Annotated in this window: 19 protein-coding genes; 5 read left to right on the top strand and 14 right to left on the bottom strand. The window is 50.1% G+C overall.

Annotated elements, in window-relative coordinates; genetic code table 11:
- Positions 1 to 14 precede the first annotated feature (14 nt).
- The 8 genes from EOS98_RS19115 to EOS98_RS19150 all read right to left on the bottom strand — a co-directional run bounded on the left by EOS98_RS19115 (position 15) and on the right by EOS98_RS19150 (position 12,127).
- Positions 15 to 560 carry a fimbrial protein BcfE gene (locus EOS98_RS19115; protein WP_001082038.1) on the bottom strand — a complete coding sequence of 182 codons (546 nt, stop codon included), beginning with the start codon at positions 558 to 560 and terminating at the stop codon, positions 15 to 17.
- Positions 561 to 1,568 carry a fimbrial protein BcfD gene (locus tag EOS98_RS19120; RefSeq protein WP_126524302.1) on the bottom strand — a complete coding sequence of 336 codons (1,008 nt, stop codon included), beginning with the start codon at positions 1,566 to 1,568 and terminating at the stop codon, positions 561 to 563. It lies immediately after the preceding gene.
- Positions 1,569 to 4,190 (bottom strand): fimbrial usher BcfC, encoded by a 2,622-nt coding sequence (bcfC, locus tag EOS98_RS19125; RefSeq protein WP_126524303.1) that lies wholly within the window; start codon positions 4,188 to 4,190, stop codon positions 1,569 to 1,571. It lies immediately after the preceding gene.
- 4 nt (positions 4,191 to 4,194) lie between these two features.
- On the bottom strand, positions 4,195 to 4,881 hold the full coding sequence (bcfB, locus tag EOS98_RS19130; protein WP_000739906.1) for a fimbrial biogenesis chaperone BcfB: 687 nt from the start codon (positions 4,879 to 4,881) through the stop codon (positions 4,195 to 4,197).
- A 100-nt stretch (positions 4,882 to 4,981) separates the two neighbouring features.
- Positions 4,982 to 5,524 carry a fimbrial protein BcfA gene (locus tag EOS98_RS19135; RefSeq protein WP_126524304.1) on the bottom strand — a complete coding sequence of 181 codons (543 nt, stop codon included), beginning with the start codon at positions 5,522 to 5,524 and terminating at the stop codon, positions 4,982 to 4,984.
- Between the two features lie 429 nt (positions 5,525 to 5,953).
- The gene (locus EOS98_RS19140) at positions 5,954 to 6,658 is read right to left on the bottom strand and encodes a winged helix-turn-helix transcriptional regulator (protein ID WP_000738619.1); all 705 of its coding nucleotides are present in this window, start codon (positions 6,656 to 6,658) and stop codon (positions 5,954 to 5,956) included.
- A 280-nt stretch (positions 6,659 to 6,938) separates the two neighbouring features.
- A complete protein-coding gene (locus EOS98_RS19145) occupies positions 6,939 to 9,935 on the bottom strand; it encodes a chitinase (RefSeq protein WP_126524305.1) in 2,997 nt (998 codons plus the stop codon).
- Positions 9,936 to 10,027: 92 nt separating this feature from the next.
- Positions 10,028 to 12,127, bottom strand: a complete 2,100-nt coding sequence (locus tag EOS98_RS19150) for a glycosyl hydrolase family 18 protein (RefSeq protein ID WP_126524306.1) — start codon at positions 12,125 to 12,127, stop codon at positions 10,028 to 10,030.
- Positions 12,128 to 12,507: 380 nt separating this feature from the next.
- Here EOS98_RS19150 and EOS98_RS19155 point away from each other — a divergent pair, with 380 nt between their 5' ends.
- Entirely contained in the window at positions 12,508 to 12,951 is a 444-nt protein-coding gene (locus tag EOS98_RS19155) for a winged helix-turn-helix domain-containing protein (protein ID WP_000860682.1), read from the top strand.
- A gap of 16 nt (positions 12,952 to 12,967) precedes the next feature.
- Positions 12,968 to 13,501, top strand: a complete 534-nt coding sequence (locus tag EOS98_RS19160; protein WP_001068132.1) for a glycoside hydrolase family 108 protein — start codon at positions 12,968 to 12,970, stop codon at positions 13,499 to 13,501.
- A 60-nt stretch (positions 13,502 to 13,561) separates the two neighbouring features.
- On the opposite strand, the gene EOS98_RS19165 is transcribed toward EOS98_RS19160, so the two are convergent.
- From EOS98_RS19165 to dnaK, 4 genes are all read right to left on the bottom strand, one after another.
- Positions 13,562 to 13,906 carry a phage holin family protein gene (locus EOS98_RS19165; protein WP_000026889.1) on the bottom strand — a complete coding sequence of 115 codons (345 nt, stop codon included), beginning with the start codon at positions 13,904 to 13,906 and terminating at the stop codon, positions 13,562 to 13,564.
- 126 nt (positions 13,907 to 14,032) lie between these two features.
- Positions 14,033 to 14,980 carry a LysR family transcriptional regulator gene (locus EOS98_RS19170; RefSeq protein WP_000534911.1) on the bottom strand — a complete coding sequence of 316 codons (948 nt, stop codon included), beginning with the start codon at positions 14,978 to 14,980 and terminating at the stop codon, positions 14,033 to 14,035.
- Between the two features lie 280 nt (positions 14,981 to 15,260).
- Positions 15,261 to 16,400 (bottom strand): molecular chaperone DnaJ, encoded by a 1,140-nt coding sequence (gene dnaJ, locus EOS98_RS19175; RefSeq protein ID WP_001119009.1) that lies wholly within the window; start codon positions 16,398 to 16,400, stop codon positions 15,261 to 15,263.
- 85 nt (positions 16,401 to 16,485) lie between these two features.
- Entirely contained in the window at positions 16,486 to 18,402 is a 1,917-nt protein-coding gene (gene dnaK, locus EOS98_RS19180) for a molecular chaperone DnaK (RefSeq protein ID WP_000516126.1), read from the bottom strand.
- A gap of 348 nt (positions 18,403 to 18,750) precedes the next feature.
- Between dnaK and EOS98_RS19185 the strand changes: the two genes are divergently transcribed.
- The 3 genes from EOS98_RS19185 (at position 18,751) to satP (ending at position 20,620) form a co-directional block, all read left to right on the top strand.
- Positions 18,751 to 19,155, top strand: coding sequence for a DUF2541 family protein (locus EOS98_RS19185; protein WP_001258090.1), 405 nt, complete (start codon positions 18,751 to 18,753; stop codon positions 19,153 to 19,155).
- 35 nt (positions 19,156 to 19,190) lie between these two features.
- Positions 19,191 to 19,904 (top strand): acidic protein MsyB, encoded by a 714-nt coding sequence (gene msyB / locus EOS98_RS19190; protein WP_001103477.1) that lies wholly within the window; start codon positions 19,191 to 19,193, stop codon positions 19,902 to 19,904.
- 149 nt (positions 19,905 to 20,053) lie between these two features.
- Complete coding sequence (satP, locus tag EOS98_RS19195; protein WP_000528525.1) at positions 20,054 to 20,620, top strand: acetate uptake transporter; 567 nt, start codon at positions 20,054 to 20,056, stop codon at positions 20,618 to 20,620.
- A gap of 56 nt (positions 20,621 to 20,676) precedes the next feature.
- Here the strand turns inward: satP and mog are convergent, their stop codons facing one another.
- Together mog and tal are read right to left on the bottom strand one after the other, a co-directional pair.
- Complete coding sequence (mog, locus tag EOS98_RS19200; protein ID WP_000380373.1) at positions 20,677 to 21,267, bottom strand: molybdopterin adenylyltransferase; 591 nt, start codon at positions 21,265 to 21,267, stop codon at positions 20,677 to 20,679.
- Between the two features lie 110 nt (positions 21,268 to 21,377).
- The gene (tal, locus tag EOS98_RS19205) at positions 21,378 to 22,331 is read right to left on the bottom strand and encodes a transaldolase (protein ID WP_000130175.1); all 954 of its coding nucleotides are present in this window, start codon (positions 22,329 to 22,331) and stop codon (positions 21,378 to 21,380) included.
- Positions 22,332 to 22,371: the final 40 nt, after the last annotated feature.

Raw genomic sequence — 22,371 nt, forward strand, 5'->3', positions numbered from 1 at the left:
ATTACGATGGCTCCTCATTCATACTGCATATCGAAATACATGACCGCCGTCGCGTTCCCGGACGTGACCGTCGGCCGGGTCGATTTATAGCGAATATAAAAAGACAGCGTGTTGCGTCCGGCTTTCAACGGATAGACCACCGAGTCGGCATTATTGATACTGATGGTATCCTGATCATCATTCAGAATTTCCACCCCAACCCCGCTTGCTAACATGTTTCCGCTTCCCATTCCGGTATCGGTGATCGCCAGTAGCGCGGGATTGTCCGGATCGGGTTCGCCGGTAAACCAGATCTTCGCCCCGGCAATTCCTCGGGAACAATTTTTGAGGTTGATATTAAAGGGCTTAAATTTTGTCGTTGTTCCTGTCGAAGGAAAATCGCCAACTGCAAACTGCCCTAAATCAATACTTTGACTGAGGCTGGAGATATCTATGTCGCAGGTTTGCGCCACAATAGTGCCGGTAAATTCGAGGTTATAAGCGAGGTCGTCAGCGCTGGCATTGATTTGTGGACACAGCATCAGTCCCATGGCAAAAAGAGCGCAGTGTGATCTGTTCATTTAGTCAAAGTCCACTCGCAGGCTGGCCAGTGCGGTAAATGCCCCTTCCGCAGGCGTTTCGCCTGTTGTACTTACCGGGTAGGCCTGCAATGTGATGTTAGCGCGTCCGGCGCTATCGGTGATAAAAGGCGCGACGCTCTGTACATCATTGGGGATAAGCGCGTTTCCTTCATCGGTTTCGACCACTACGCCGACATCGGCATTATCCGAAGCGATAGCCTGGGGAACGTGGCTATCCGGCGTAGCGATAAGACGCATCGTTAAATTGACCTGCGAATCCAGGCCGCTGCACTTTACCGGTACGCTAAATTTTTTCGCCCGTACCCCCTCCGGCTTTTGGCCTGCATGGTTGAAATTGCCGCTGTATAATGCGCCGAAATTCACCAGAATCGTTTGTCCGGCGTTGATTTCGCAGCTTTGCGGTACGGTCACCGTTCCACTATAAAGAATGCTGTACACGACATCTGTCAGCGGATCGCCTGCGGCGGTCATGACATAAACATTGAACATAGTCTTAGGACTAATATTCACCGTGCCGACGAACGGTTTAACAATTTTGAGCTGAAACTCCAGATTTGAGTCACGAACGTAAAACGGTTGACCCGCTTTCACATTTTCATCATATCCCATCAGGACATTGTTCATTGGCGGATAGATATCGCCCGCCGAAGAATCCTCAATTCGCATTCCGCCTTCAAGGTAGTCCGGGTCCAGCTTTAAATATTTCCAGTTACCGCTCGTTTCTACGACCGGATATGGCGACACATAGGAGCGATAAGTCTGGCTATAGGTCGACGCGCCGGCGGGACACACCGCCTGTACATTAACTTCCTGGCTTTTTTCCAGTTGAACCGTCTTTCCCACCTGGTTTTGTTCTGCCGTCAGAGTGGTCGTTAAATCGTAATTAATACTGGAAGGCACGCCGTTAACGTTTTTACACACGTCTGCGTGTGCGTACTGCGATACGACACTTCCCACCAGCAGAGCAAATAAAAGAGGTATTTTCATTTAATGACACTCCGCATGTTGTCGACTCAGAATCTGACGGGAGGAAGAGAGATGATAGGACGCGACGCACTGTTGATCCGGCAGGTTCCCCCAGCGAACGTGCAGAACGCCTTGCGCTGACAACCCGGAAAGATAGACCTCCCCGGCCTCGTCAACAATCGCCTCCGCATGGCGATCATTCACCGTCACCGTTGCGCCAAAGGGTACAGGCTTACCGTTATGATTCAGCGTTACCAGGGCACGCGCGCCAACCCGCGCTTTAAAGCTGGCCAAAACCAGCGCGCCTTCGGTCGGCACAACGCGCGTCACCGCGTCATCAATATCGACATCATCCGCCATGGCGTTAACGTCCAGCGCCATACGGTTTTGGCGATATGTTGTCGCATACGGCACCACCGCATAGCCACGCGCGTCCGTATGAATACCCGGCTGGTCGACAACGCCGACGTTGGCTGCGCCCGGCGCGGCAATCAAAATATTGGTATTGCCCAGCGGCTGGCTTAGCGTCACCCCATGCGCGTGCGCCACCAGGCCGCCGCTCAGGCCATAATTCACCTGCTGGTAATCGCCGTTATCGCTAACGTTATAGCCAATGTTGGCGTTGCCTTTCGCCCCATCGTATTCCAGGCTAGCGGCGCCGCTTTCGCCAATACCGTGATTCTGATAGCCTTGCTGTATGTTGTAACTAAGATTGTTTTCGTCCAGCAGTGTGCCGCTAAGGCCCGCATTCTGCGTAACGTTATGCTCTTTGTCCGTACTGGTGCTAAAGGTAGCGTAAACATTGTGATGGCGCGTGACCTCATCATCGTGTTGCAGCCATTGACTTAGCGGCACCGAGATATTCAGCGCGAAAATTTGATCGCGCTCCGCATCGCCTGCGGATTTGTTATTGTTGTAAGAAACGCTCCATGTAATCCCCGCCAGCGTATCGCTGTATCCCACCTGCAACAAAGAATCCTTTTCATCAGTGTGCCAGTAACTTTGCTGACTGCCGGTAATAAAAAGCGATCCCAACCCGCCTAGCTGTTGATTGATATCGAGTTGTACTTTCCCCCTCCTGGTATAATAAAGATTGTAATAATCCGCCCATTCCGGCCTGCTTTTATCGCTGTCAGTCCGACTGTCATCGTCATAGCCGCTCATCCGTTTCCACGTGGTATCATCCAGCGTGTAAAAGCCCGAGGTTGAATAGCGATAGCCCATAAGCTGTAAATTGGTTCCTGACTGTGCAAGCGATTTGGCATACAGGAAACGCAGCGATTGCCCCTGGTAGGTGTTATTATCCGCCAGCGTACTGGTAGCCTGGGTGACATCCAGCGACACCGCGCCCCAGTCGCCCAGATTTGCGCCGCTGCCGATCGCCAGCGCGTGATAATGACTGGAAAGTTGTGTTCCGCCATACAGCGTAAAACCATGCGGTAACCCCCATATCAAGGTCGCCTGACTGAATTTCACCTTCTCTTTTTGACTACTATCGCTGCGATACTCCGCCACCGTCGCCGCATACTTCAGCCGCCCTTCTCGTTGTAGAATCGGCACGGCGGAATAGGGCACGTTATAGCGATTAATAGAACCGTCGGACTCTTTGACTTCCACAGTCAAATCGCCGCTGGCGGCGGTGGGATAGAGATCATTAATAGTAAATGCCCCGGGCGGCACATAGCGCTGATTGATGATGTAGCCGTTTTGCCGAATGGTCACTTGCGCGTTGCTTCTGGCAATGCCGTGAATGGTCGGCGCGAAGCCCTTCATGCTGTCTGGCAACATATTGTCGTCAGACGCCAGTTGTAGCCCGCGAAAAGGAAGGCTGTCGAATAATGCGGAGGGGGTATAACTATCGCCTGCCGTCAATTCTCCCTGCAAAAAGACCACATCACGTTCCAGATAAGTACTGATGTGCTGCCAGTCGCTGTCGCTATTCTGATCGCCGCTATTCGCGTTCCATGTGGAGTAGTCGCGTAACCGCCAGGCCCCCAGATTAAGGCCGCTATTCAATCCAAGAAAATAGCTGTTCTCCGCACTGCCGCCAGGGCTCCGATCCTGACTATTCGCGCCGGTAAAGGTGTAATTCAATAGCAACGCGTTAATACCTTCATCCCAGTATTGCGGTGGGATATAGCCTCTGGCGCTGGCAACCATCGCCGCCTGCGGGATGCTAATGTCGAGACGTTGCTGCGCAAAATCAAAGCGGGTCCGGGCGGCCGGTATCGCACTGGCGAGATCCGGGCAACTTCCCGCCGCCGCCTTCGCCAACAGTGGAAACGCCCCGGTGTTTACCCCCATATTTTTAAGCATTTCAGGCGTCAGGCAGGCGCGTAATCCGCTGTCATCGGTGGGCGCGCTTTTTCCCGTCGTTTTCACCGCCTGGAAGGCAATGTCTCTGGTCGCGAGAAACGTATTGTTCAGGTAAACGTCAACGCGATACATCCCCGCCGCCTGGGCATTACGGGAAAAGGTCGATAAGTCGGCCACCGCAGACGGGTCGTCAGACAGAAACGCCGGGTTGAAATAGTTTTCCGCCCACCCCGACGCAGGCGCCAGTGCGATAGCCAACGCCAGCGGGGTTAATACGGGTTTAGTTACGCTGGAGTAATATCGCGTCATGAAAAGCTGATTACGCATAACATCATGAAGCTGGACAAACGCGTGCTGGCGTCGTTGCGCCAAAATCGTTTACCGTGCGCAAAGATACCTGGCCGGGCGTCGCCGGGAGAGTGATCGCGCCTTTCGGCGGTACCATAGTATTCGGCAGTTTTTTCCCCGCGCTGTACAGTTCAACCATCGAAACGTAGTACGGCGAAGGGTTAGTAATCGTTAGCTGGCCGCGCTCGTTACGGCAGCGAAGCGTCGACGGGGCATGAGCTGGCGCCTCCGCCAGATTTTTCGGGCGAATAAATAGCTTAATCACGCTTTGCGTCGCAATTTGCAGGGAGTTGCCGGTCAATTTATTTTTATCGACAGAGGGTATCGCTTTACTGTTTAAATAAAATACGCTTTCGCGATCGGTCGGTAATGACGGCCCGACATACATAATACGTAATATATTTTCTTTTTTAGGCTGGATCACAAAGAGAGGCGGCGTAATGATAAAATCCGTCGAGCGTGAACCATCGGCATTGGCGACCCATGACTGAATTAAAAAAACATTGCTGGCAGAAGAATTAATAATCGGCAAGGAGGTTTGCTTACTTCCCTGCGGATAAATCACCCTGGTCGCGCCCAGCGCAATGCCTCCCGCCTGCGCGGCAAACGACAGGCCGGCCGCCGACAGCAGTAGCAATAATCGAAGGAAAATCGGTAAGTTTTTTTTCATCTGCGTAATATCCTGATGCCGTCGGTTTGTTACGCGCAGTGACGCGCGTAACTCCCCTTTCTCGCCTCCCAACAGACGAGAAAAAAATCCCGATAAGGAATCAGGAATAAACCATGCTAAATGTCGCCGTCGCGGTAACATTACCGGCAGTCGCCGTACCGGTAGCGATATAATCCACGCTAAGCGGAATAACGTTTTCGCCATCGTTCAAGATAACAGTACTGGACGATTCACCGATATTCAGCGCCTGGCCATCTGGTCCATAAAGTTGTAATGCCACATTCGTCGCCGAACCTGCCCCAGCGGTATTCGCCAGCGACCCCGGCTGGTTTGCGTCCTGTTGGCCATTAAAAATCACCGCCGCATTCTGGCTGGTCTGAGTATCGCAGTCTTCCAGTTTAATGGTGAAATCTTCTTTTTGATTCGCCACCATACCGGCCTCGGTTAATTTACTGGCGCGAACCTGGCCTAATGTCACGGTCTGATCGACAGAGTCAGCGGAAACAGAACAGGCGGCGTCAACGACCTGTCCGACAAAATTTACCGTACCGCCAGTGACGGTTGTAGTATCCGCTTGCGCGGTGGACAACATTCCGCCAAAGGCAATTGCAGAGACCATTAATGCTAGTACAGGCTTTTTCATTCAAGCTCCTTTTAAATATAAAAATGAGGGTAATCAGATTTTTTAACGAAACGGCTGCTGATATTTCTTCACAGCAATATCACGACTTTTTCTTATGCGAAAAAAAGTGTCTTCTTGTTCTGATATAAATGTCAGAGGCAATAAAACAGCCACTCAACGTCGTGAGTTAATCTTTACGTTATAATGAGATAACGATGTTATTAATTATTAGCAAGCCAACGGCAAGTTGCAATCATCGACATTTGGTTTTATAGGACCAGGCATAACTTCTTGTTTTATATTAACTTTACACCAGTCGTTCGGCCTATCTCCTTTAGCCGTATTGACTTTTTAAAAATAACCTTCATAACAATCTTCAGTAAAACATTCTATTAACGATAACAGGCAAATTCAGCCGAGATATGTAAATATATCGTTGCGGATAGTGCATTAATACGCCACTGGTAGTTTTCCGAGCGCCGTCAGCCGCCCATTATCAATATGGATATACCCGCCTTTTTTTAGTTCAGACAGAATCTTCATGGTCCGACTGCGCGATATCCCGGTACGCCGTTGAATAAAATTCAACACGATAATGCTTTCCCGGTAGGCCTGTGGATAAGCCCATATTTCAGTCAGCAGCGCCCGAACTTTCAGATAAGAATCGACGCCGACTAATTCACGATCGCGCGCGCTCATCACCATCAGACGGTAAGCCAGACAACGGGCCACGTCGTGCCACAAATCGCATTCATCGGCGATTTTTATAAAATCCGGCAGGCGAACAAATCTACCGGTACAAACCGTTTCTGCGAGCAAAAAGTGTTCCGGTCGCGCGGGGACATTATAGGTAGCGCCATAGCTGTCAACCATACCCACGACCGATGGCGCAAACGATGAAGATATATGGAGTCGTTTGTCATTATGACAGAAAGAAACAACGCCTGACTCCAGTAATACAATGTAGTGTTCATCGTTTGCCTGTAAATAAAACTCATCGCCGATACCCAGCGTAAACGGTTGACCAAATGGCAGCAAGGCCGAAAATAAGGCATCAATCGCCGCGTGAGGTTTAGCCTGCTGAGAAAAAAGAAAAGAGTGTAATGAATTCTCATTATTATCTTTAGCAAAAGCGTCATTCATCATTTTTTTCATTAACGGTTGTCTACTCAATGTAGCGCCACAGTATAACTTCTCAAAAAGTACTTAAATTAATAATAAATAACATCACTATGCAGTATTTCTGTATTCACAAGGCACTAATACGCAATATTTTTAAGATTAAGACAATTCTTAATACAAAATGATTACAGAAAATTAATAACGAATTACGCATAAAGAATGAGAGGTCAGGGGGCGCAAGAAAAGAGATTCGAAAGCACGCGCCTTCGAATCTCAAACTAATAGTCCAGATTAATGCAAATAAGCAGTGATATTATCTGAAATAGCGTGGAGCAGCATAATACTCTACCATTTTATCCGCCAGCCAGCCGCCGTCTTCACCGTTAGAATGGATTGTCGTAATACTGATAGTAGAACCACCGCCCCATAAGATCGAAAAGACGTTAAAGTCCGGTAGGTTCAGCGCCTGCATCTGGCCCCAGTCATACCCTTTATCTTTACGTAAAAAGTCGCCGACGGTCGGGACGCCGTAAGTCGCGCTATTTAAGGCCGTATTGAGTAGCTGCAAAGAGAGCGTGTCAGGATCGCTGCCAATGCGGGCGTCACCCATAAAAAAGGTTCCGCCGGATGCAAAGTGCGCAGCGCTGATTTTACTGACGCCCTCTTCTACTGTAGGCATATGGCCGCCAGGGATTTGCCACAGCATGGCGGGCGTCAGCAGCACTTTCGTCACCTGTTTGACCATCGCCAGGTAATTAAGCCAGCATGTCGCATTCCAGCCATAGTGGGCAAGCGCATCAGGACTGAAACAGTCACGCTCAAATTTATCAAACGCAATAAAGTCCGGCGCATATTCTCCACTATAAACGCCCAGTTCATGAATAAATCCGGCGATCGCCTGCCCTTCAGCTACCGGATCAGCGGTATCGCGCAGCACCCAGTCCGCCGTTCCTGTCGCCCAGACATTCGTCTGCCAGCCAAAAGCCACATCCGGGGCAAACTGACGAACAAGATAGTTCACCGCCTGAATATAGCCGTAGAGATCGTCGCTAAACGTCGGCAACGAAGGCGCGATAAAGCCAGCCATCGCCGGTAATGCTTGTATCGCCGCCGCCAGTTGGGCATTCACCGGCACACTGTTTTTTTGCCGTACTACGGTATAGCCATACGGTCCTTGCTGTAGCGCCCCGAGAAAATCCGGGTTAAGCACAAAGGTGGCCGGGACAGGATGCGTCTCATCTTTGTATGACTGCGCCGCCAGACACTGGGTAATAAAGTTACCAAAATGGTTACGTAGCTTTTGCGCATCCTGTAAATCCGCCAGCGCGCTACCGCCGCTGGCATTCGCGGTATAAATGACCATTACCGGCATGATGCTACGCCCGGCTTCTTTTTCTATCTGGCGCACCAGCGCAACGGTTTTATGGATCGGTAACGTCGCGTAATCCAGAAAACCATCCCCGTTCACGTCAACCTCCGCGGCCGGAACCGGATCGCCGCCGCCGTCAAAACCATCGTATTTAAACAACGCGCTAAACGGTATATCGCGATAAAGAGAAACCGTCTCTGGCGCGTTAACCGTCACGCCGCCATGAGCAAGGTAATCAGGCCAACCTTTTACCTGTAGCGTCACGCCGGGCAGAAACTCCAGCGCCACATGGTTGACCTTTTGCAACAACCGTAGCGGCCCGGCCTGTTCACAACGCCACGGCACGCTGTCGATGAAAATATCGTCCGTCTGAACATCATACAGCCCGGGCGCAAAGCGTAATGCCAACGTCTGCCGATCGCTGCCGCTCTCCAGCATTAATGAGTACTGATATTTACCGCTGCTGAACAGATAACGCTGCGGCGCGACGCCATCGGGCAGGCCCAGTAGAGTGGCATCCACCGTCACGAAACTCGCCGTGTCGAGCGCTGACTGTTGGTAAGCGACAGCAACCTCGGCAACCTGCGCCGCAGCAGGGATAAACCCCGTAAGCTGTATGGGTGCCGATATAAAGCGGTTATTAATCATCGCAGGCTGCAGATTGACCGTATAATGATGCCCCGCCAGTAGCCGGGTGATTAACTGCGGTTGGTTGGCGATAAGCGTGACGGTACGCTCATCCGCTTGCGTAGTATCAGCGATATCAACGGTCAATTTCGCATTACCAAGCGCAGGGGCGTCAATCATCAGACGCGCGCTGGCATAACGGACAATCGGCAGACAGGATACCTGGACCTGCGCGGCGGCATCGCCGGATTGCAGCGTAACGGTAAAAGAGGACTCGACTGGCGCGATTTGCATCTCATCATTCGCCAGTACCGGTACGGTAAGCCGATACGTTCCTGCGCTAAGATCGCTTATTGTCAGAACCTCTCCCCACTCACCGACAAAGCGCCGGGTTTCGCCGGCAGGAAACAGCAGCTCAATCGCCGGTTTGAGCGCCACGGTCTGCGTCATGGCAGGAAAATGAACACAAATTTTTCCCTGACGGGCAGGGTCATGGGCCAACGTCGCGCTCAAATCGCTGATGGCAACTGGCATCTGCGTGGCAGCCAGATAGCACTGTAATTCGGCGGTATCCCCCGCCGCCAGCATCAGCGCGCCGTCATGATTAATGGTGATGGTATTCTTCTCGATGGGCCATCCCCCATCGCTGGCCAGCGTCACAGCCTGATTCCCCAGCATTGTTCCCTGAAACGGACTGTAGGGATCGGGGTGCGCGCTGGCCGTAAAATTCAGTTGAAGCTGATTGAGATCTACCGCCTGGGCGTAGAGGTTGGTCAGCGTAAAGGTGACGCGTTGATACCAACTCGCGGTATTCAACTCGCTAACGTTAAGCGTAAGGCCGCGTTCCTGAAGGTCGTTATCCTTTTCCGGCGCATCGGGTTCGGCGGGTTGTTCGTCTGCAGCGGGTATCGCTGGCGTCTCCTGATCGGATGGGGTTTCAGACTCTGCGTCTTCGGATGACGATGACGCCAGCGTCAAGGTGATGGCGGACATTTTTACCGGCACCTGCGTCGCCGCGAGGCTGAAAGAGAGCGTCCCGCGTTCGCCCGGCTGAAGAAGTAATGCATCGCTGTTATTAATGATGATGTTGTTAGTTTCCAGCGTGCCATACGAACTCTCATTCAGCGTAAGCGGCAGGTTCCCTTTGAGCGTACCGCCGCTATTTCCCCATGGATCGATGTGCCCGGAAGCCGTGAATGATATTGCGGCATGGTTCATATCGACCGCATTACCGCTCTCATTGATGAAGGTTAAGGTGATTTTTTGATACCAGCTGTTGACGTCAAATGCGCTGGCATGGATGGAAATGGTCATGGTCTGCTCTTCCTCTGTCCCTGGTGGAGAAAAGCCCCGGTAAACCGGGGCTTGAATCATGAAGCCCAATACATCGTGCTTAATGCCGTGTATTAGTAAGCGCCAAGATCGGTCCATGCACCGCCGACACCGCAGTTCAGGTCAGGCTGGTCGCCCATAGACCACCATTTCACCTGATAGTTATGGCCTTTCCAGCTAACGATTTCGAAAGAACCCCAGTTTGCGCCATAAACGGTAGAAGCATCCCACTGCGCGTAAGGTGACGTTTTGTCATCTGCTGGCGTATCATCCTCAGCCGGCGTGGTATCTTCTTCCTCGTCCGGTACAGGAACGATAATCTCTTCTTCCTCTTCCGGTTCCGGTTGAACCTGAGATAGCGCAGGCACAGCCGTCAGAACAAAGCGCTGTTGAGAGGACGGTTCGTTGTAACAGTCGCGTACAAACAGGGTGAACTGGAAGTCTGTTTTTTCGCTAACTTCCGGTACCACAACCTCAATGATTTCAGCCGTTTTGTCTGCCACAGTGATTTGAGAAGGCACGCCCCAGCTAAAGGACAGCTCATCGTTATCTTCATCAGAAGAACCTGCGCCAGACAGCTGTACCGTAGATCCGCCTACGACCAGCAGTTCAATCGCCGCTTTCGGCGCGTGGTTGACCTTCTGTGCGTCGTCGCTGTCGCTCTGCTCTTCATCTTTTTCTACATTGATACCTTCAAAGTAGAACGGTTCCATATCGATAACTTCAGATTCGATTTCATAACCCAGACCTTCACGCACGGCGTTAACCAGCACGCCGTTGTCCTGATCGATAGTCCAGGTAAACACGCCGCCCAGGCCCAGTTTCGCTGCATATTCGCCTTTTGCTTTGACGGTACGCGGCGTATCCAGGGATAAAAACAGTTTGGATTCCGGGCTATACAGGTAGTCAGCATCAGCGACCTGGTCGGTGTAAACGTTGAAACCGTTACGGCCTTTCTGGTTTTCCAGATCCAGGTAGCTATAAATGACGTCATACCATTCGCTGGTGCCGGATTCGAAGGAACCGGTAGTAACGCCAGAACCTGGGTTGTAAGAACCTTTCAGCGGCGACAGGGATTCAATTTCTACCTGACGAGCGTTACGGGTATAGCCGGCATAACCGATGTTGATACGGTCAGCGGAGAAACCTTCCGCCAGCAGGTGATCAACGATAGTTTCGACAGCCCAGCCGCCCTCTTCCAGCGCTTTGCGGTTAGTGTGGTGGCCCAGCGTTTCCGCCCACGGCGTACCGAAGAAGTCATAGGTCATCAGGTTGATGCCATACAGGCCGGCAGCCAACAGATCTTTTACTTTCGCATAGTCAAAAATAGTAGTGACAGCAGAAGCGGCAATAGAGATTTTCACATTGCTCAGACCCGCGGAATCCAGCTGTTTACGCAGTTCGGCAATCAGCAGCGCGTAGTTAGCGCCATCTTCCGGACCAAACGGGTTGCCCGCCCCTTCATCGTTCGGGTATTCCCAGTCAATATCCACTTCGCTGAACATCGGGAACTGTTTGAACAGTTTCACCACGCCTTTGGCGAAGATTTTACGAGAAGAGTCAGAAGCGGCGGTTTCGTGGAACCCGTTACTCATGCTCCAGCCGCCGATACTCATGGAGAGCGCCAGCGTGTGGCCTGCGGCTTTCGCTTTTGCCTGCATATCACGCAGCGCGCCCAGCATACCTTTGGCGTTAGCCTGGGTCACGGTTTTCGGATCAACATCCCAGCCGCTGGTTTCAAAACCCAGGTTGATATAAGACTGGAAATCACCCCACGGATCGAGGAAGGTCGGTTCATATTTCACTTTGCCGCACTGTGCTGCCGCTTCTGCTACGACGTCGCGGTCTTCTTTATCAATTTTTCTGAAACCGGTGATGCCAACAAAGCCGAAAATCAGTTTGTCATAAGCCGTCGGTGAAACGTTGGTTAAATCATAACCACGGCCTGGTTCGGACATATTGCCTTGCAGACGGCTGTCATACTGTGACCAGTCGGTGTAATAACCGAATACCTTCGGTTTAGTCGTGGAATTTTTATATTTATTGTATACCGGTTTCGCAACACGAGCGGAAGTATAGCTTATTTTATCATCGCTTGTTGCAGGGTCAAAACCATTCGCTGCATGAGTAGTTTCAGTAATTGTATCGCCTTGAATCAGTTTGCTTGTAGCCATTTTCAAATTTCCTTTTACGTTTCAAAATTGTCGCAGCTCGTTCTGCGGGGTCCATAATCGTTACAGGCATAAAAAATAGCTAATCACAAAACATCATCTTTTTAGATGATATAAAAATCATAAAAATGAGGTTAACAACACCGTCTAACGAAGAGAAAACAACACCTCTCAGCGCCCGCTTACTCCGTTCTGGTGAGAACATAGTAAATATCATTTATCATGTAATTAAATATCATTTAATTACAATGAAATAATGTGATTACACTCGCTATAGACAATGACAATACAATAAAACCAGTGACATTTATTGGATTAAGACATTTCTCATACAATATAGTCACCACAGACAACCAGGATGTACATTTCTAAAGGAAGACGTTATGAAAACTTATATCATTAATAGCAATTGCATTTACAATGAAGGTAAATATGAACTGAGGACGGTCTCAAATTCACAGGTTATTAAAATGACTGCGATGAGAGCCAAATGTCTCAGTTTCATCATCGAGAATGCTCATCTGGAGATTATCGAGCGACAAAAAATAACCACTGCGTTATGGGGAAGTCGAAGCCATTATGTTAATGATGCAAATCTAACGCAGATTCTCTATTTAATCAGACGTGACCTTAAAGCGCTTGGTATTAACGATCTTTTTATTACCATTCCAAGACAAGGCCTCAAAGTTAATAGTGATATCACCATTATCGCGACGGATAGCGAAACAAAGGGAAGAAAAAAACAGATTGTACGGCAAACCATCGCCGCCCTGACGACCGTATTTTCAGTAACGTTAGGTTCTCTCATGTATCTGCATATTCACTAAGCGAAGGAAAGGGAAGATGAATCCAATTATAGATGGAATTATTGCGCTTGAAGGCGGTTACGTATTTAACCCTAAAGATAAAGGCGGCGCCACCCATTGGGGCATTACCGAAGCCACGGCGCGAGCGCATGGCTATGCTGGCGATATGCGGGATCTGACCCACGCTGAAGCCTACGCGATTCTCGAAGAGGATTACTGGATAAAACCAGGTTTTGACGTCATCTCGACGCTATCGTGGCCAGTCTCCTTCGAGCTGTGCGATGCGGCAGTCAACATAGGCGCTTACCACCCCAGCGCGTGGCTGCAACGCTGGTTGAACGTCTTTAATCACGAAGGTAAACGCTACCCGGATATTCATGTGGATGGCAATATTGGCCCGCGGACGCTTGCCGCTCTCGAACATTATTTGGCCTGGCGAGGCCAGGAAGGGGAAGCCGTTTTGGTGAAAGCCCTCAATTGCAGTCAGGGCACGTACTACTTAAACGTTGCTGAGAAAAACCACAATAACGAACAATTTATTTATGGCTGGATCAAGAACAGAGTGACCTAGACCCGGCTGAAAAAAGACGCGTAAAAGGCTCACGGATGAGCCTGATACTGCGAATGATAATTAGTCTGAATTATTACCTTCGATAATTTTTTTAATCCGCCGCCCAAGAATCTTTAAGATCGGACTCGCGAAAACACCGCCTAAGCCTGCCGCCAACAGAACAATGTTGAAACTGCATTCTTTTTCGATCGCAATCGCGCTTAACAAGAAACTGGTGAAGCAGGAAATCACGATCTGCGTTAAGCAATATTTAATACTTTCATGAGAACTATTATATTCTGTCTTATCTTTGCGTAAAAGATAGCTGACAAAGCCTCCCCACGCGCCAATCGAAATAATAGTGAGTAAGATCTCTAGCTCCAATAGCACAACTTCCGTTGTCGACACATGGTTGGGAATAGACATTTTAACACTCCGAAATCATTATAAATGAATAATTAACACAAGGAGTGTAAGCGCCCTGTCAGAAGGGTAAAAATCAAAGCACATCATTTAAAACCATATTAAATCAAAGCGTAAAAATGAGGTGTATTAGCGACGGAAGGAGGAAAGTGTTTGTAACATACTTACCATCTCATTAATCGTCGATATATTTCTACTATTTTTATTCCAGGATGCATAGACCTGAACTGACTTCAAAGCCAGTTCGGGCGGAGGCTGAATAAACTTAATGTCATATTTACGATGATTTTTATAAAAAAGCGCTAATTTCAAAGGCATCAATGCAATCAATGAGGTTCGTTCGATCATGCTCATCAAACCGTTAAGCGAATCACTGCGATAGCCGACAATACGCCTGCCAGTATAGTAAAGCTCATCCTTAAATAATTCGCTATCATGATATATCACTGAAGCCCCCATCCCCGGCTGATATAACGCATGACGCGAAGAATAAAAATGATGTAGCGACAGTTGTGAGAGGGTACTCAGCATGTGTTTACTGCTACAGATACAAACAAATGATTTAAAACTATCAATAATTTGATTCTCTATGCCGGACTCCAGCAAAGGTTCGGCACTAATCAACAGATCGCCTTGCGCAGTAAACAGAAGTTCGCTGATATGCTCCCGACTCATATTTCTGACAGTGAAATGATTTATCAAAATACGGTCAAATATATCGCTGTTATAGAGCTGAGAAAGATAATAGCTTTCAACAATATCACTGCCTAATAACGTTATCTGGAACGCTTCATCTTTTTTACTATTACAGAGAAAGGTGTCATCCACCAGTTTCATCACCTGACTGAAATTTTGGTGAATGTCGACAGCCTTAGCTGTGGGGATGAGCCCGCCTTTCCCTCTGCTAAACAGTTCTTCCGGGTAATAACTCTGCAGGCGCTTTAACGCCAGAGAAACGGCAGCCGGTGTAATGCCTAACTTTTTTGCCGCCATAGCCGCATTTCCTGACAAAATAACAGCGTCAAGAATTTTGATTAAATTATAATCAAAGCTCTTGTTGGCACCTTTCGATCCCATTCGCTGTCTGCCTCCGGAAACTAAAAAAAGCAATATAGATAATACTCAAGATAAATCAATTCACAGCATCTAAAAAAGCAATCATTAATGTCATCACATCACGTTTTTTTAAAGAATAAGCGTATACAAAACTGCTGATTAACATCAATTTGTTTATCAGTAAAAACAAAATATCAACAAATGAGAGGATACGATGCGTTCAACAGAAGCCTGGGCGCGTACAGGCAGAAAAAAGCCCGGATATACACCCGGGCTGAAGAAAAATACAACGGGAAAAAGATTAGCGAGTCAAATCGTCAAAGAATTTTTTCACGCCGTCAAAGAAGCTTTTTGAACGCGGGCTGTTTTTCTCTCCCGTCGGGCCGCCAAAACTTTCCTGAAGATCTTTTAGCAATTGCTTCTGTTTTTCGCTCAGACCGACCGGCGTTTCAACCACCACACGGCACAGCAAATCGCCCTGCGCGCCACCGCGTACGGACTTCACGCCTTTGCCGCGCATACGGAACAGCTTGCCCGTTTGTGTTTCGCTCGGTACTTTCAGCATCACGCGACCATCTAACGTCGGCACTTCAATTTCACCGCCCAGCGCCGCCATCGCAAAGTTGATCGGCACTTCGCAATAAAGATTATTGCCTTCACGCTCGAAAATAGGGTGTTGTTTCACCTGGACCTGAACGTACAAGTCGCCTGCCGGTGCGCCATGCTCGCCCGCTTCGCCCTCGCCTGCCAGACGAATACGATCGCCGGTATCCACGCCCGCCGGGATTTTAACGGACAGAGTTTTACTCTTTTCAACACGCCCATGACCGTGACATTTATGGCACGGATCTTTGATCAGCGTACCGCGTCCCTGACAGTGTGGGCAGGTCTGCTGTACAGCAAAGAATCCCTGGCGCATCTGTACCTGACCAGAACCATGACAGGTCGGACAGGTTTGCGGTTGCGTGCCAGCTTTCGCGCCGCTGCCGTGGCAAACGTCGCACTCCTCCAGCGTCGGAATACGGATCTCTTTGGTCACGCCACGCACCGCTTCTTCCAGGGTGAGATCCATGTTATAACGCAAATCAGCCCCACGCGCCGCACGTTGGCGACCACGCCCGCCGCCAAAGATATCGCCAAAAACGTCACCAAAGATATCACTGAAATCAGCGCCGCCATTAAAGCCGCCGCCAAATCCGCCGCCCATACCGCCTTGTTCAAACGCGGCGTGACCATACTGATCGTAGGCTGCGCGTTTTTGCGCATCGGTCAGCACTTCATAGGCTTCTTTAATCTCTTTAAATTTAGCTTCGGCCTCTTTATCACCCTGATTGCGGTCCGGATGATATTTCATGGCCAGGCGCTTATACGCCTTTTTGATTTCACGCTCTTCCGCTGTTTTGGAAACGCCTAAAATCTCGTAGTAATCTCTTTTCGCCATCTCTTTTTATCTGCCCTTAACATGCATACACGGGCGGAGAGGAAACCTCTTCGCCCGTGCCAGTAATTACCCGTTCAAAGGGCGATTATTTTTTATCTTTTACTTCTTCAAACTCAGCGTCGACAACGTCGTCATCTTTCGCGTTGTTTGCAGAAGCGTCAGCGGAGCCAGCCTGCTGCTGCGCATGTTGCTGCTGAGCGATTTCCATCAGTTTCTGGGAAACCTGCGCCAGTTCCTGCATTTTCGCTTCGATAGCGGCTTTATCTTCGCCTTTCAGGGCAGTTTCCAGCGCGCTCAGGGCAGACTCGATAGCGGTTTTGTCATCAGCCGGCAGTTTATCGCCGGCTTCTTCAACCTGCTTACGGGTGCTGTGCAGCAGATGGTCGCCCTGGTTACGGGTCTGAACCAGCTCTTCAAACTTACGGTCGGATTCAGCGTTCGCTTCTGCATCGCGAACCATTTTCTGAATTTCTTCCTCGTTCAGACCAGAAGATGCCTTGATGGTGATCTTCTGCTCTTTACCGCTATTTTTATCTTTCGCGGAGACGTGCAGGATACCGTCAGCATCGATATCGAAGGTGACTTCGATCTGCGGCATACCGCGCGGCGCCGGGTTGATGCCATCCAGGTTGAATTGACCCAGAGATTTGTTATCAGACGCACGTTTACGCTCACCCTGCAGCACATGGATGGTTACCGCAGACTGGTTGTCTTCCGCAGTAGAGAACACCTGGCTGTGCTTGGTCGGGATGGTGGTGTTTTTGGTGATAAGCGGAGTCATCACGCCACCCATCGTTTCGATACCCAGAGACAGCGGGGTAACGTCCAGCAGCAGTACGTCTTTCACATCACCGGTCAATACGCCGCCCTGTACCGCTGCGCCGATAGCCACAGCTTCGTCCGGGTTAACGTCTTTACGCGGCTCTTTACCAAAGAACTCAGCCACTTTTTTCTGCACCATTGGCATACGGGTCTGACCGCCGACGAGGATCACGTCGTTGATATCAGACACGGACAGGCCAGCGTCCTGCAGTGCGACTTTCAGCGGCTCGATAGAACGGTTCACCAGATCTTCAACCAGGCTTTCCAGTTTCGCACGAGTCACTTTGATGTTCATGTGTTTCGGACCGGTAGCATCTGCGGTAATGTACGGCAGGTTCACGTCGGTCTGCTGCGCAGAAGACAGCTCGATTTTGGCTTTTTCTGCGGCTTCTTTCAGGCGCTGCATGGCCAGCGGATCGTTACGCAGGTCAATGCCCTGATCTTTCTTAAACTCGTCAACGAGGTAGTTGATCAGGCGGGTATCGAAGTCTTCACCACCCAGGTGGGTATCACCGTTGGTTGCCAGAACTTCAAAGGTTTTTTCGCCATCAACTTCGTCGATTTCGATAATAGAGATATCGAAAGTACCACCACCGAGGTCGTAAACCGCGATAGTACGGTTGCCGACTTCTTTATCCAGACCGTAAGCCAGCGCTGCGGCAGTTGGTTCGTTGATGATACGTTTAACTTCCAGCCCCGCGATTCGACCAGCATCTTTGGTAGCCTGACGCTGCGCATCGTTAAAGTAAGCCGGTACGGTGATAACCGCTTCAGTTACCGGTTCGCCCAGATAATCTTCAGCCGTTTTCTTCATTTTCTTCAGCACTTCGGCAGAAATCTGCGGCGGCGCCATTTTCTGACCTTTCACATCAAGCCATGCGTCGCCGTTGTCGGCGCCGATGATTTTGTACGGCATGATAGAAACGTCACGTTGAACTTCTTCGTCCTGGAAGCGGCGGCCAATCAGGCGTTTAATCGCAAACAGGGTGTTTTGCGGGTTTGTCACTGCCTGACGTTTAGCCGGCTGACCAACCAGAGTTTCACCATCCTGGGTATAAGCAATGATAGAAGGCGTAGTGCGATCGCCCTCGGCGTTCTCCAGCACGCGTGCCTGCGTTCCATCCATAATCGCTACACAAGAGTTGGTAGTACCCAGGTCGATACCAATAATTTTACCCATCTAAACGTCTCCACTAAAAATTCGGTCATCATGTGGTTGTGAATCTGTAATAAGGGCGAAACGTGCGGTTTCAACTACCCTGAATCGTTTTTTTTCAGACTCACCACTGCGGTTGACTACAAGATGGGGTCGTAACCCACGTCATCAAGGGGGAGATGAAAAAATTTTTTAGTGACGAGAGGGCACGATGGAAAACCAGACAGATAAATATTCATGAAATAAATTAAACAACGAATACCATTCACAGAAAAATTGTAATAAAAAGAAAAGATTACAAAAATGAATCGTTGCCATGAGCAGAGTATGATAGACGGTAATTGCTTATTGAACCCGTCAAAGAGAAATTTCATGCGATCTGTGTTAACGATTTCCGCCAGCCTGCTTTTCGGCCTGGCGTTAAGTAGCGTCGCGCACGCGAACGACCATAAAATACTGGGTGTTATTGCCATGCCCAGAAATGAAACGAACGATCTCACGCTGAAAATTCCCGTCTGCCGCATCGTGAAGCGCATTCAACTCACGGCGGATCACGGCGACATCGAACTTAGCGGCGCATCCGTCTATTTTAAAACTGCGCGTAGCGCCAGCCAAAGCCTGAACGTCCCTTCCTCAATCAAAGAGGGCCAGACAACAGGCTGGATCAATATTAATAGCGATAACGACAACAAACGCTGCGTATCAAAGATTACCTTCTCAGGCCATACGGTAAATTCTTCCGATATGGCGAGACTTAAAGTCATTGGCGACGATTAATCGCTGTTATTTCTATTCCAAAAGCCAGACTGAAAATGAACGTCACCTATTTACACGACGAGGATTTAGACTTTCTTCAGCATTGTAGCGAAGAACAACTCGCCGATTTCGCCCGTTTGCTGACGCATAACGAAAAGGGCAAGGCTCGCTTGTCGAGCGTCCTTAGTCATAACGAACTGTTCAAAGCGATGGAAGGTCACCCGGAGCAACACCGCCGTAACTGGCAGCTCATTGCCGGCGAGTTTCAGCATTACGGCGGCGACAGTATCGCCAACAAATTGCGCGGGCACGGAAAACAGTACCGCGCGATTCTGCTGGATGTCGCAAAACGGCTAAAACTCAAAGCAGATAAAAGCATGTCGACGTTTGAAATAGAACAGCAACTGCTGGAGCATTTTTTACGTCATACCTGGCAGAAGATGGACGCGGCGCATAAGCAGGAATTTCTGCAAGCCGTAGACGCCAAAGTTTCTGAACTGGAAGAACTGCTGCCGCTGCTCATGAAAGATCGCAGTCTGGCAAAAGGGGTCTCTCACCTGCTTTCCACCCAGCTTACCCGCATTTTGCGTACCCATGCCGCAATGAGCATCCTGGGCCACGGATTGCTGCGCGGCGCAGGTCTTGGCGGCCCGGTCGGCGCGGCGTTAAACGGCGTCAAAGCGATGAGCGGCAGCGCGTATCGCGTGACTATTCCGGCAGTGTTGCAAATAGCCTGCCTGCGACGAATGATGGCAGCCGTTCAGGCGTGAATGCCCTCACAGGGGGAAATATTTTCTTTTCCCCCTTATTAGATCATAGACAGTCCTCTTCCCCCTGATTATTATGCCGCGCCCCGAATACGGAACTCGTTATTCTGGGAAACTATTTCACCATTCAATTATGATGATTTTGAGGAATTATGGGCAACACTAAGTTGGCTAATCCGGCACCGCTGGGCCTGATGGGCTTCGGCATGACCACCATTCTGCTTAACCTGCACAATGCCGGTTTTTTCGCCCTGGACGGTATTATTCTGGCGATGGGGATTTTCTACGGCGGTATCGCGCAAATTTTTGCCGGTCTGCTGGAGTATAAAAAAGGCAATACCTTTGGTTTAACGGCCTTTACCTCTTACGGTTCGTTCTGGCTGACGCTGGTCGCTATCCTGCTGATGCCGAAAATGGGCCTGACGGATGCGCCTGACGCTCAGCTACTCGGCGCTTATTTAGGTCTGTGGGGCGTGTTTACGCTGTTTATGTTCTTCGGTACGCTGAAAGCCGCCCGCGCGCTGCAATTTGTTTTCCTGAGCCTGACCGTACTGTTCGCTCTGCTGGCGGTCGGCAATATCACCGGTAACGAAGCCATTATCCATATCGCAGGCTGGGTTGGTCTGGTTTGCGGCGCCAGCGCTATTTATCTGGCGATGGGTGAAGTGCTAAACGAGCAATTTGGCCGCACTATTCTGCCAATCGGCGAGGCGCACTAAATCTCTTTTATTCCTCCCGCACCGGGAGGAATAACCCTACTATCAGTCTCTTCCGGTCAGGATGACATATTCTCACGTCTGGCGCTCTTCGGACGGAAAGCGGCAACCACTTCCGGCGCGGTTTCGACATACGGCCCGTCAAGCAGCTGTATACAATACGGCACGCTCGCAAAAATGCCCGGCACGCTAACGCTGCCATCGTCCGCTTTTACGCCTTCCAGCGTTTCTTTGATCGATTTTGGCTGTCCAGGCAGATTAAGAATTAACGCCTGTTTACGGATAACGCCCACCTGGCGGGAAAGAATGGCGGTCGGCACAAAGCGCAGGCTGATCTGGCGCATCTGTTCGCCAAAACCTGGCATTTCACGGTCAGCGATGGCAAGGGTCGCGTCCGGCGTGACGTCGCGACGTGCCGGACCGGTACCGCCAGTGGTCAGCACCAGATGACAGCTCATCTCATCAACCAGTTCACACAACGTTTGCTCGATAATTTCCTGTTCATCAGGAATTAAGCGCCGTTGGACCTCGAAAGGCGTGGTCAGCGCAGAAGCGAGCCACTCCTCAAGCGCAGGAATGCCTTTATCCTGGTAAACGCCGCTTGAAGCGCGGTCGGAGATAGAAACTAAGCCAATACGTAAGGTATCCATGATTATTCCGTTTAAACAGTCTCGTTAAACAGAATGATACACTGCGAAGGGAAGGACAGACAGGTTTCAGAAGAGGTAGCGTGACCCATATCAGGGCCACGCGTTAATGATTACAGCAGATCGCCGATCATTTTTTCCAGTTTTTCCTGGTCTACCGCAAACTTACGGATACCATCCGCCAGTTTGTCCACCGCCATGGGGTCCTGGTGATGCTGCCACAGGAACTCGGCTTCGGTAATGCGTTCCGGGCGCGCTTTGACTTCGCCGGAGAAAGAGAGCTTACGCTCAATCGCCCCTTCGCTTTCCGCCAGTTCTTTCAGCAATGCCGGTGCGATAGTCAGACGGTCGCAGCCCGCCAGCTCCAGAATTTCGCCTACGTTACGGAAGCTTGCGCCCATAACGACGGTTTCGTAACCATGCTGTTTGTAGTACTCGTAGATTTCCGTTACGGAAACCACGCCCGGATCTTCAGCTGGCGCATAGTCTTTCTTGTCGGTATTGGCTTTATACCAGTCAAGAATACGACCTACGAACGGCGAGATCAGGTAGACGCCCGCTTCGGCGCACGCACGCGCCTGCGCGAAGGAGAACAGCAGCGTCAGGTTACAGTTGATGCCTTCTTTTTCCAGCTGTTCGGCTGCGCGAATGCCCTGCCAGGTGGACGCCAGCTTGATCAGGATACGATCGTTGCTGATACCCGCATCATTGTAGAGTTTAATGATACGTTTTGCTTTGGCGATAGACGCTTCAGTGTCATAAGACAGACGCGCGTCAACTTCGGTAGAAATACGCCCCGGCACCAGCTTCAGGATTTCCAGGCCAATATTCACCGCCAGCTTATCGGTCGCGTCAACAACCTGCTGCGCGCGGTCGCTGCTCTGCTGTTTCGCCCAGGCGACAGCATCGTCAATCAGCTTACGATATTCCGGGATTTGCGCTGCGTTAAGAATGAGAGAAGGGTTAGTTGTAGCATCCTGCGGCTGGTACAGCTTCATTGCCGCGATATCTCCGGTATCAGCCACTACGGTGGTGAACTGACGAAGGGAGGTCAATTTGTCCGTCATGATAGAGTTTCTCTTTAAACAGCTTGTTAGGGGATGTAAC

The organism is Salmonella sp. SSDFZ69 (assembly GCF_004010755.1).
Taxonomy (GTDB): domain Bacteria; phylum Pseudomonadota; class Gammaproteobacteria; order Enterobacterales; family Enterobacteriaceae; genus Salmonella; species Salmonella enterica.